Origin of the sequence: Motilimonas pumila, from assembly GCF_003596335.1 — a bacterium.
Classification (GTDB): domain Bacteria; phylum Pseudomonadota; class Gammaproteobacteria; order Enterobacterales; family CBDFNC01; genus Motilimonas; species Motilimonas pumila.
In genome coordinates this window covers 72,931-84,704 of sequence record NZ_QZCH01000019.1, presented here as the reverse complement: position 1 = coordinate 84,704, position 11,774 = coordinate 72,931, and the positions used below count along the sequence as shown (strand labels likewise).

The following is an 11,774-nucleotide window of genomic DNA, read 5'->3' as shown; positions in this document are numbered from 1 at the left end:
CACGCTCACTAAACGTAAGAGTGGCTGCCGTGTTACCTGATTTTATAACTGCACTATCCATATTGGTGACTTCTAACAGCTTATTAGCGAGAATTCCGCCTATACACAAAACAGGCATAGTAGACAGAACGCCGCGCTTTCAAAAAAATTCTCTCAAATTTAACAGTTTAGTCCAATTGCTACAAATGCTGAGAGGAGTTTTTATTGGAGAAACCGAGAAACGTGTTTAACGAGAATACGGTTCTCGTTAAACACAAAAAAACTCACTTTAATATACATAAAAAACAATAAGTTGAGAAATACCCTGTATTATCCAAGAACGGTGATGCGTGTTAAAATCGAGAAAAGTCATCGTATTTTCATTATAACTGTTTTTATATACAGTTCTTTGAGCAGAGTAAGATCTCAAAGAAATGTAGGTCACCTTTTAGCGTCATTTAAGGTGGATAAGCCCAGTTTCATTATTTCTTTCCGAGTGACTTGAGAGTTAAAGTGTGCTCTCGGTCTGTTCATGCTCTCACCCTGGTATTTTTGTTATCGATCTCAAGCTTTATGACTTTTTTCGTTCAGTCCGCTGCATTGGCTATACGCCTAAAAAATTCCAACGAGCTATACCTAGCCTTGCTTTGCATCCTCTGTGGTGACTACTGGGATCAGCGATTTAATCTCAGCAAAGACAATGTCTGCAATACGTGGCTGGGCCTCTGCTTTTGGATGCAAGCCATCTTCTTTCATGAGTTCTGGTTGTAATATAATCTGCTCTAAAAAAAAGCTAATCATCGGGACTTGCTGCGCGTCACTCACTTCAGGGTAAAGCTTTGCAAAGCTTTTGCTGTAGCGTTGACCATAATTAGGCGGCACCTTAATCTGCATTAAAATAGGCTTGGCCTGTGCTTCTTTAATTAAAGTGATCAAGGCGTTGAGATTAGTTCGTACTAATGCAGGTGAATAGCCTCGTAAGCCGTCGTTAGCGCCAAGCTCAATAAGAACGCTGTCAGGTTGGTGTTGGCTGAGTAATGCAGGCAATCGAGCTAAGCCGTTGCCTGTTGTATCGCCTGAGATGCTGGCATTGATGACTTTCACATTAGGGTTGACTTGTTGTAACTTAGGCTCAATCAGCACCGGCCAGCTATCTTTAGCTGCCATTTGATATCCCGCGCTAAGGCTGTCACCCAGAACCAACAAGGTGTGTGAGAAAGCCAAAGGCGGCAAGCAGGCACAAACAATAATGATAAGGACTCGTAACATGGCGGTTTCAGCTTCTCCGTTAGTGATTAATGCAACTGGCGTCTGTAAAGATGTGACTACAGCAGATACTCAGCTCAATATATTGCAAGATATTAACCTTAAAATCGAGTCCGGTGAAAGCGTGGCATTAGTGGGGGTGTCTGGCGCAGGCAAATCGACCTTGATGACTTTACTGGCAGGCCTTGATGTGCCTACAAAAGGCAATATAGAGTTGCTTGGTCAAGACATCACCTCGTTAGATGATGAAGCCAGAGCTGCCCTTCGCAGTGACGCCATCAGCTTTGTATTTCAAAGCTTTTTACTTATCCCCACCCTTACCGCCTTAGAAAACGTGATGCTGCCAAACATTATAAAAGGTCAAGCGCAAAAACCTTCCCGTGCCAAGGAGTTATTGCAACAAGTGGGATTAACCGGCCGAGAGCAACACACGCCAAGTCAATTGTCAGGCGGTGAACAGCAGCGCGTGGCATTGGCCCGTGCTTTTATGTCACAACCACAAATTTTGTTTGCCGACGAACCAACCGGCAATTTGGACCAACAGACTGCCGCCACTATCATAGAACTGTTGTTTGCATTAAATGAACAACACGGCACAACCTTGGTATTAGTGACTCACGACCACCAGCTAGCACAGCGCTGCCACCGCACGGTACGTGTTGCCGGTGGCAAATTGGTGATAGCATGAAGCAAGCACAATCATCACCAACCTTAAATATTGGCTTTGTCAGCAAATGGAACTGGCGTGAAATTCGCCATGGCCAACTTTGGCCAATCACCGCGGCTACCACCTTAATCATTGCTTGTGTGTTCGCCTTGGCTGCCCTCGTTATTCGAGTAGAATCTGTGATGACGGCGCAAGGAAGAGACACTCTAGCCGCAGACTTAGTGCTTAAATCGGGGCACCCGATCAGTGAAGACATCGCGCGTACTTCAGCGCTACAACAGCTTACATTAAGCCAGTCAATTAACTTTCGCACCATGGCATTTGTCGGTGACAATATGCAACTGGTGTCGGTAAAAGCGAAAGACAGCTTATACCCATTACGCGGCCAGCTTCGTTTAGCGGGTGCACAGCAAAAACAACAGCTTGAAGCAGGCGAAGTGTGGTTACAAACCCGATTGTTAGATTTGCTCGAAACAAAAGTTGGCGACACCATCAGCTTAGGCGACGCAGACTTTGTTATTTCTGGGGTGATAGCGCAAGATCCCGAGCTGTCGTTTAACCCTTTTAGCCAAATGCCCACTGTATTAATGCACTTATCAGACGCTGAGAAAACAGGCGCTATTCAGCCGGGTGGCAGGCTCACCTATCAGTGGTATTTCACCGGCGCTGATGACGCCCTCACAACCTTGAAGCAAAGCCACTCTCTTGGCCCCAGTCAAAGATGGCTCGATCAGAATAGCCAAAGCCGCACGGGCGACTTTATCAATCGGGCGCAGCAATACCTCTCATTAACCCTGATCATGGTCATTTTGATGTCGGGTGCCACCATCGTTCTCACGAGTCAACACTTTGCCGCCAGTCGCCAACAAAGTGTCGCCATGATGAAAAGCTTAGGCGCCAGTAAAAAATGGCTCGCATATTGGTTAGTGATGCAGGTGGCCGCTTTGTTTGTGCTTGCTTTAGCTGCTGGTTTGTCGCTCGGTTTATTATTGGAATGGGCATTGCGATTACCCATCCAAGATATGTTGCCTTCACCGTTACCGAACATTGGCTTTCAGCCAGCTTTGGTGGCAGTAGCAGTGGCCTTATTTGTGCTATTACCCGCGATGGCCATCGCCATTTTAAATATACTCGCGACCCCAGCCACGTCTTTAAGCCAGTCTAGCCAAGTTCATAAGGCGCCGCTTTACTTACGCCTAACCATAGGTTTGGTGCCTTTTGCCGCATTGATGTTTTGGTTTGGTGATAACCGTTTTATGTGGTTAACCTTGGTTGGCATTGCCGTCATGTTGCTTATGTTGGGCGCGTTAGGTTTGCTTATCGTTAAACTGCTCAAAAATTTGACCTTTGGCCCTGCTATGACATTAGCAGTCAGCCGCATGGCTCGCAGTATCGGGGCAACGTCATCACAACTTGCTGCCCTAACCTGTTCGCTCATGCTGCTGGCGGTGATATGGTTATTACGCTCCGATGTGTTAGCCGATTGGCAATCCACCTTACCGGCTAACGCACCCAACGTGTTTGCCGCAAATATCGACCCCCATCTTAAACAAGATTACGTCGACTTTTTAGACCAAGCGCAGATAGATCATTCAGCTGCTTACCCGGTGATCCGCGGGCGCATTACCCATAGTAATCAATCTTTGCTCAGTGAAAACCCGGACATCAATCAAGACTCCGCACTCAAACGTGAGTTGAACTTTACCTGGCAACAGGACTTACCCGACCAAAACCAAGTGGTTGCAGGCACTTGGATGCCAAGCAGTGGCGTATCGGTGGAGCGCAATATCGCCAATCGCTTGAATATTCAACTTGGCGACCAACTGCGATTTGAAGTGAACAGCATCGGCATCAATGCGACAGTCACCAGTATTCGCACCGTAGAGTGGCGCAATATGAAGCCCAACTTCTACTTTATTTTCAGCCCTGATTTATTGGCTGATTTACCCAGCACTTGGCTACTGAGCTTTCGCTTAACCGAGCAACAAGACGGCATCGTCACGCAACTGGCGCGCCAGTTTGCCACCGTTACCTTGTTAGACCTTCGCGCCGCGGCCACTCAAATTCAAGGCATGCTGCAGCAAATCGCCTTGTCTTTAACCGTATTGGCCGGATTAGGCGTATTAAGTGGCTTATTGTTGGTGGTGACCTTGCTGCGCCTGAGCTTGAATCAAAGGCAACAAGAGATAAAACTCTACCGCACGTTAGGCGCAAGTCGCAAACGCATCTCGGCCACTTTATGGAGTGAATACGGGCTATTGGCTATTCTTGCCGGATTAATGGCAGTAGTGGGCGCTGAGCTGGTGATTGCTTTGGTGATGCACTTTGGTTTTGAATTGCCTATGCAGTGGCACCCCGGGCTGTGGTTAGCACTGCCAGTGCTTGCGATGGCCGCCGTATTTACTATTATTCGCACTATGATCAAGGGCTTATTACGCCCGATCACCGCTTAATACGGGTACAACTTGATGACTGAGCAAGTGCATATTTGACGCCCTGCGGGACTGCAAAGCCATTCAACTAGCGCACTCAGTCATCCATTCTGGGGATCTTGTTATGAACTACCAAGCGCAGGGAGCCCATGCTAATGAGCCGGATTATTGACCAAACCTTTGTGCGTCTTCGCTAAGATAACGTAGCTCAACTTGTCGTGATGCTCTGCCAAGGGCTTCATTGCGATGAGGAAATCGGCCAAATTGACGAATAATGTCTAAGTGCTGCTCTGCAAATTGCAAGTAGTTGGCACTTATGCTGTGATATTCAGAGCCAGTATGGGCCAATAAATCCTCAAACAAGGCCACACATTGCGCTTGATCTTCGAGTTGCTCCGAGTGCTCTAATGGCAAGTATAAAAAGAGTTTTTCATCTGCCTTCAGTCTTAAATCAACGCCTTTTGCAATGGCTTCTTTTGCAAGTTTCAACGCTTGCGCATCTTGGGCAAATGCCTGACTTTTACCTCGATAAATGGTGCGACTAAATTGGTCCAACAAAATAATCAGCGCCAAGGTACCGCGATCCGTTTGCTGCCATTTCGCCAACTCACCCGCAATGGCCTGTAGATGTAATTCTTGATACTGCCCTATTAACTCAGCGTTTTCTTGTTCTGTGGCAGCAAACCACCTGCGCCTGTGGTCCGCGTCCGCAAAACCGTCTTCTAGTGGGCCTAGCCATTGTTGTAATAATGCTTCGTACTGCATTTTTTCACCTTATATTTGCAGGATCACGGCGTAATTTCACCATGGTTAACGGTGAATTTCATGCTCTTTTATACAAAATGTGTTAAACCGCCAATGCACCTGCTTTATTTAGCTTATAATTTCGACATTATTCGTAAAAACAGACAAATCACAGCACAAGATCAAACACTACAATATAAAAAACCGTTAAAATGCAGCCAGCAAAACAAGAGGTAAGAGCATGCGATTAATGGCGGATAAAACCGGAGAGCGGTTTTTAACAATTTTAGAGCAAGACGGCGACCGCATTTTGGTGCAATTTATATCTGCAAATGGCGAGCTACAAGGCAGGCCTTTTCACGATTCATTGCGTTCATTTGAAATGGTCGGTTGGCAAACAAGGCGCACTTCAACCGCGATTGGCTTACAACGTTTCAAGCAAGGTTACTTAGAAGATGCGCACGTAAGCTTTGCCTTGCATCAACTCTTTCCCCTTGGCCGCAAAGTACGTTTACCCAATGGTGAAACAGTCACTATTGCCAGCTATGCCAATACTCACGCTGATGGCTACTACATGTACATTAAAATAGCGGGTAAAGACACGTTAGAGCGAAAAAGAATGACGCCTGAATGGCAGTTATTACCCGATGACACCTTACTGGCTCTGCCATACTACCCCGCGCCGAAAACGCCACAAGAGCTCGCCAATATCTCTGAATTTGACCAGTGGGCCGGCGGCTTTTAAGCGGCCACTGGTCAACGAGAAAAGTGTCACCCTATTGCGGCGAGTGTGGCAGTTTAACGCCTTTCGCGTATGACACTATCTTGTCCTCAGACACAGGTTGGTACATACGTAAAATTCCCGTCCAGTTAGGCTCCACTTTTATATTGTTGATAGCGTCTTCGCCACAATTAAAATTGACTGTGTAAGAGCCATTTGGGTTTGCTTCTAATTCACCTTCACGACTCGACAGCGCATACTTGTCTGTATGCACGTAGGCATCGGCTCCGTAGGTCGTAATCGAAAAGAAGCCTTTCTTGCCTACTGGCGGCGCAGAAAATGTCATGGTTTGACACGCCCCGCTGCGATCTTCTGCCAGTAATACCTTATAAAAAGCATGCTCGCTGGGTAAGCCGCCAAAGCCCATCGACGTCATGCCTCTGGCATGAAACAGCTCAACATCGCGTAATTTCACATTTTGCGCAGGATGCACGGCTTTGCCCTCTGGCGCCCCCATGCCTTTGGTGAAATCCAGTTTAAGAACGTCGGCTTCTAGCGATAAACGTACGTCTTCACGGTCATTCTGGTTAAATCCCTTGGCTTTATAAGGCTGGGTAGATTGTGCCTTAGCTTGGATCATATCTTGCTTTTTATTACCGGCGGCAATGGCTTCTGGCGTGTTGGCGTCAACCTGCGTTCTGGCTACCGTCCACACGTGCTGTCCAGAGCTCAACATATCTGGCGTGATGCGAATGCTGTTTTTGCCTTGTTCAGCGTAGATGACGGCCACCGTGCGGTGGTTTTCGTCAATCACCTGCAGCGATTGGTAAGTATCAAGTACGGGTAATGAAAATTCCAAACCGCCTCGGGTATCCCAAATACCTTTTGAATAGAGGGTATCGCGATTTTGGCGTACCACGGTTTGGGTTTCCATGGTCAGTAAAATACGGTCATGGGTAAACTGATTCAAACCTGATTTTTCTTGCTGCTCAAAAAAGTATTTATCTGATTCGGCGGCAATGAAGTTATCTTTGGTCACAGGGGTATTTCCACTGTGCGCCATTTGCACCGCGGTTGGCTCGCCTTTTTTTGGAAGGTGATCGCCTAAATCGTGCGCCAATGTTTGGCTTGAAAGGCAAGTTGCAACTATGGTAGCCAGTAATGTTAAACGTTTCATAGGTAAGCCCTCTGTGAAAATGGTTGTTCGTTTAAGTTGGTTAAACTATAGCGGGCAATGAGTTTCACTTCTGGGAAAAAGCAATCTCATTATTGAGACTACAACCTCAATCATTTCTGAAAAATCACCCATTATCGACTAAAATTGCCGGTATTCTTATCCATAAAGCCGTTTATCGCGCTAAGGTACATTCACAAATGAGCCTTATCTCCATGGGCGAGTTACCCCGTATTCGCTAACAGGAAGCAAAATTGAAATCACGCCTTGATCTTAATCTATATCAATTTCTTCATTGTTTGTACCAAGTGCAATCGCTGCCTAAGGTGTGCCATGAACTCAACATCAGCCGCGCCACTTTCAACCGGCATTTGGCTGATTGTCGGCAATGGCTAGGTAACGAGCTATTTGTGGTCAGTAAAGGTAACTACCAAGCCAATGTTTTCATGCGGCAATTGGCCGAGCACATCCAAACGCCACTGCAACAGCTTGAGCAAGCTCAGCAAGTGGTGCAATCACAAAACTTACAAGGGGCGGAATACGTTATTAATCTCATCAATCCCTTGAGTTACTTGTTAACAGAGCCCATCACGACACAACTGTGGCAGCAACCTTCGGAAAAATCTGCGCCGGTAAACATGCGCTTTATCGATTGGTCCCTTGAAAACATCGAGGCGCCGCAAAATGGCCATATCGCCGTTGGTGTTTCTGGCTACCCTAACCCTTTTAATGAACAACTGATTGAAAGAAAATTGGGCGCATTGCCTGTGTACATTTATTTGCCAATAGATCACGCGCTTGCGACCCAAGATCAGGTTGAACTCAGTGAAGTGCGAGATGCGCACACGGTGCGCATTTCCCTTGGCGCTTACGACAATCACGCGTTTTATGAAAAAATCAAAAAGGCGATCGGCATTCCATTAACACAAACGTTAACAGTAGCCACTGTAAGCGCAGCTTTGGAGGCGTGTGTACAACACCATTTATTGTTTATCGGCATTCAAGTGCCCAAATATTCACAGCCCGTTGGCGTCATTCAAAAGCCGCTGATGATTAACCAGCAGCCAATGCAATATGACGTTGGCATGCATTATCACAGAGTTTTGTATCAACACCCGAAAGTGGTGCAACTGGAACAAGTTGTCGCAAAATTGCTCAAACAGATTGGTCAATAGGCCCTTGCTTGGTAAGCAACTGACCCCATCCGCAGGGTTATTTCTATTAATCACTAAACACAAGACAAAAGCCTCGAAATACTTGATTGCTTAATCTGCCCCTTATCAGTGTGCGCCATGCCTCCTAATGCTTAGTTGCCTAAGTCACGGGGAAAACGCATAAACACATGTACCACAATGGGGCCATATTATGAAAAAAACGATGTTAACCGCGGCATTGGCCGTGAGCGTATTCTGCGCAACGGTTGAGATGACAGAAGCTGGCGTGCCGCCCGTTGAGTTCCAAGTTTCCTTGAACAACGCTGAGTCAGAGTTTTTTACTGTTGAGGTAAAAGGCACTGCGTATGAACGGGGATTCCAACACGGCGCCGCATTGCGAAAAGTGATCAGACCCACCCTTAATCGTTTCAAATACGACATGATAGAGCACTTTTTGACCAGCCTTGGCACCGACAAAACCTATCAAGACTATAAAACCTATTTTTACAGTCAAACCGGTCTATTTCAGACGGCAATGCGCCATGCTCCAGAACTTGTGGCAGAAATTCGAGGCATTGCAGATGGCGCAAGTTTGGCGTTTGAAGACGTGTTTATTTATAACCTAAACTTTGATGAAACCTTCTGGGTATTAGAAGCCATGACAGGCATTGACCCCATGCTGGCCATGGAGAAGTCCCAGCAAGGATTAGCGCCGTCAGGTCATTGTTCTCACGGCTCAGTATGGGGAGAAGGCAAAGTATCGATTGGCTATACGCTGGACTGGACTCGCCACTTTGAAGGCTCACAAGCGTTAATTAAACACGTAAAAGAAGATGGCACCGTGCTGCTAATGACCACGTATGCCGGAACACTGATCGGCCACGGTATTAATGCCACCCAAGGCTATACGTTTACACCTCACTCAAAATTTCAATTAGCCCATGATGTGCAACACGGTCTGGCGCAAATCTTCATTTACCGCAAGTTACTTGAGGCCGGCAGTGTTGACCAAGCCGTGCAATATTTACAGCAAGTAAAACCTGCCGCGGGCTTGGCTTATGCCCTTTCCGATAAAAATGGCACGCGCACATTTGAAGTATCAGCTAATCAGGTAGCAGAGTTTAAAACAGACGGCAATTGGATGGCGGTAGCCAATGTCGCTCGAGCCAACAATGACTTGTCGGCTTCATATCAAGCCGAATTTAACTTACAGGGAAAATCAATCGAGATCGACAAGTTACCACAAGGTTATTGGGCCTTTAACCAAGACTCGGTCCAACGGTTTGCCTTGTTAGAAGCGAACATCGCCAAACAGACACCGGCGCAAATGGGTCCTCAGCAATGGCAAGCGCTGTTCTCACAAAAGCCATTAAATAAACCGGTAGACTCGGATATGGCTACGTCTAACCTGTGGCACGTGGTCGAAATTGATGAGCATTATATCGACTATCACGTTTCAGCCGGCAACCCAGGTAATTTACCGCTGGAACCCTACCGTTTTATGTACAACCCAAAACCTTAGCACGGGTATTTGAGCCTTTTACCCTTTTACCTTACGGCGCGGGGAAAAGCCCAGCTGGGTTTACCCTCTTTGGCGAGCATGGCTCAGCCCTCTTTAGAACACTAAAAGCTGAGTGAACCCACAAGGGCACCATAATCAACGAATTCATTATGCACTACCCATTGGCAACAACATGAAATTATTTAACAAAACAAAGCCATTAACAGACTCAACCATGGCCCCAATCAACGACTTCGAAGGTTTTAGTAACATCCACATCATAGAGGTTGAAAACGACATAACCCTGGGCAGGCTGTTTGACTTAATGAATAAAAAACACGGCGCATTACCCCATGTTAACGGCTACCAAAAAGGTACCGCCATTTTTGTAATGCTAAACAAAAAACCTATTTCCTGGGCTGCTTGATAAATTGCTCAGACCGTCAATGGTTTGAAGCGTGAGGCTACACCCATTCATTGCTCGATAACCCGGCGCAGAAATTTTGGCGACTTTACCCATTTGGCTTTCCAACACGAGATACGTTTCCTCGTGGTACAGCGCAGCATTCAGTAAAAATAGACTTCACAAGCTCGCTGGCAGAAATACAAGCCGCTGTTTTGGCGCAATCGGTCAAAAGAACCGGGATCTGATTGCGCTAAATGATATAACTTTTAAACTGATAACCTACTGAACAAAGCGGCACGTAAACCACACCACTTTCGGAATAAGTCAGGCAGTGTAAGCATTTCAGTCTGTCGCCCAGGAATAACTGTGGCCTACATTTAATAAGGAAACCCATTAATGTATACAGAGTCAAAAACATACGGGCTACTCAATAAAGCACAAGGTGCCATGGTTGGCTTAGCATTCAAAATAGCGGCGAGATGAAAACGGGCACCTAAATCAATAAACTTGCTCAGCCAAGGGCATGTTTAAAACCCCGCAACCTAGCACAGCTTCCTAGTGATGGTGAGATGCTGATTTCACCCTGATCTCGCCCTTTGACTTAGCAACTTACCAATTGAATCAGTTTAATAAGTAAGCAATTGAATAAATATGATTTTTAATGGACTTCATCCGTCTGGCCAGAGGCAGGAAAAAGCAACAATCGAGCTATGTCACATCAAGCTAGCAAGCCCTTTTTAACCCTTTAAGGCGTTCATCAGTGGCCTTTCTCCAGGCCAACACACCTTATCGGCGTTAGCTTTGCCCAGCCACAATGAACCACATCAAACTGGCGTAACCTTGCATAATCTAAAGGCATTATTCGCGCTTTATGTTTGTCTGCTTCAACCTAAAGCTCACGCTGTCTCAATAGAGTAATTTACTCTTTTTATCGAACTGGGTACTATCATTGAATAGCTTATATAAACATAGGGATAGCGATGCAAAAAAGTATCATATGCGACATCGATGGCGTATTACTGCACGACAATACATTGATCCCAGGGGCAGATGACTTTATTCACAGGATCATCGACCAAGGCAATAAGTTAGTCATTTTAACCAACTACCCGGCAATGACCGAGAATGACCTGCATAATCGTTTTAAATCAGCAGGTTTAAATGTACCCCCTGAATGCTTTTACACTTCAGCCATGGCCACTGCCGCCTTTATGGAGCGTCAGGAAGGAAATAAGGCTTTTGTAATTGGTGAAGGCGCTTTGACGCACGAGTTGTATAAATCCGGTTTTACGATTACCGATATCAACCCAGATTTTGTGATCGTGGGTGAAACCCAAAGTTATAATTGGACCATGATCCAAAAAGCGGCCCGCTTAGTGGCTGGCGGCGCACGTTTTATCGCCACTAACCCTGATACGCATGGCCCGAGTATGAGCCCTGCGTGTGGTGCTCTTTGTGCCCCAATTGAACGCATGACAGGTCGAGAGCCATTTTATGTGGGTAAACCCAGTACGTGGATCATTCGCGCGGCCTTGAATAAAATTGGCGCTCACTCTCAAGACACCTGCATCATTGGCGATAATTTGCGCACCGACATTCTGATGGGTTTTCAAGCCGGCTTAGAAACCATTTTAGTGCTCTCTGGCATTAGCCAAATGGAAGACATCGACAAAGTGCCATTTAAACCGAACCATATCTTTAATTCGGTTAAAGATATCGATATTTTATAA

General features: G+C 46.2%; 11 protein-coding genes. 8 read left to right on the top strand and 3 right to left on the bottom strand.

Annotation, left to right across the window (positions count from 1 at the left end; all coding sequences use genetic code 11):
- Positions 1–230, top strand: a 230-nt coding sequence (locus tag D1Z90_RS21730) for a hypothetical protein (protein WP_232525263.1), incomplete at its 5' end; no start/stop codon positions are given.
- 385 nt (positions 231–615) lie between these two features.
- Here D1Z90_RS21730 and D1Z90_RS14355 read toward each other — a convergent pair.
- Positions 616–1,248 carry an arylesterase gene (locus D1Z90_RS14355; RefSeq protein ID WP_119911470.1) on the bottom strand — a complete coding sequence of 211 codons (633 nt, stop codon included), beginning with the start codon at positions 1,246–1,248 and terminating at the stop codon, positions 616–618.
- Here D1Z90_RS14355 and D1Z90_RS14350 point away from each other — a divergent pair.
- Together D1Z90_RS14350 and D1Z90_RS14345 are read left to right on the top strand one after the other, a co-directional pair.
- Positions 1,247–1,933: an ABC transporter ATP-binding protein gene (locus D1Z90_RS14350; RefSeq protein WP_198419194.1), complete on the top strand. Its 687-nt coding sequence runs from the start codon at positions 1,247–1,249 to the stop codon at positions 1,931–1,933. The two genes, D1Z90_RS14355 and D1Z90_RS14350, sit on opposite strands and share 2 nt — an antisense overlap.
- Positions 1,930–4,365, top strand: a complete 2,436-nt coding sequence (locus tag D1Z90_RS14345; RefSeq protein ID WP_119911468.1) for an ABC transporter permease — start codon at positions 1,930–1,932, stop codon at positions 4,363–4,365. Before D1Z90_RS14350 ends, D1Z90_RS14345 begins: the two co-directional genes overlap by 4 nt.
- Positions 4,366–4,509: 144 nt before the next feature.
- Here the strand turns inward: D1Z90_RS14345 and D1Z90_RS14340 are convergent, their stop codons facing one another.
- A complete protein-coding gene (locus D1Z90_RS14340) occupies positions 4,510–5,109 on the bottom strand; it encodes a DUF924 family protein (RefSeq protein ID WP_119911467.1) in 600 nt (199 codons plus the stop codon).
- A gap of 220 nt (positions 5,110–5,329) precedes the next feature.
- Here D1Z90_RS14340 and D1Z90_RS14335 point away from each other — a divergent pair, with 220 nt between their 5' ends.
- Positions 5,330–5,833, top strand: coding sequence for a hypothetical protein (locus D1Z90_RS14335; protein ID WP_119911466.1), 504 nt, complete (start codon positions 5,330–5,332; stop codon positions 5,831–5,833).
- A gap of 31 nt (positions 5,834–5,864) precedes the next feature.
- Here D1Z90_RS14335 and D1Z90_RS14330 read toward each other — a convergent pair whose 3' ends face one another.
- The gene (locus D1Z90_RS14330) at positions 5,865–6,986 is read right to left on the bottom strand and encodes a DUF1254 domain-containing protein (protein ID WP_119911465.1); all 1,122 of its coding nucleotides are present in this window, start codon (positions 6,984–6,986) and stop codon (positions 5,865–5,867) included.
- 251 nt (positions 6,987–7,237) lie between these two features.
- Between D1Z90_RS14330 and D1Z90_RS14325 the strand changes: the two genes are divergently transcribed.
- The 4 genes from D1Z90_RS14325 to D1Z90_RS14310 all read left to right on the top strand — a co-directional run bounded on the left by D1Z90_RS14325 (position 7,238) and on the right by D1Z90_RS14310 (position 11,774).
- Positions 7,238–8,158, top strand: coding sequence for a LysR family transcriptional regulator (locus D1Z90_RS14325; protein ID WP_119911464.1), 921 nt, complete (start codon positions 7,238–7,240; stop codon positions 8,156–8,158).
- 190 nt (positions 8,159–8,348) lie between these two features.
- A complete protein-coding gene (locus D1Z90_RS14320; RefSeq protein ID WP_119911463.1) occupies positions 8,349–9,659 on the top strand; it encodes a C45 family autoproteolytic acyltransferase/hydrolase in 1,311 nt (436 codons plus the stop codon).
- Positions 9,660–9,831: 172 nt separating this feature from the next.
- On the top strand, positions 9,832–10,065 hold the full coding sequence (locus D1Z90_RS14315; protein ID WP_119911462.1) for a hypothetical protein: 234 nt from the start codon (positions 9,832–9,834) through the stop codon (positions 10,063–10,065).
- A 959-nt stretch (positions 10,066–11,024) separates the two neighbouring features.
- Positions 11,025–11,774, top strand: a complete 750-nt coding sequence (locus tag D1Z90_RS14310; protein ID WP_119911461.1) for an HAD-IIA family hydrolase — start codon at positions 11,025–11,027, stop codon at positions 11,772–11,774.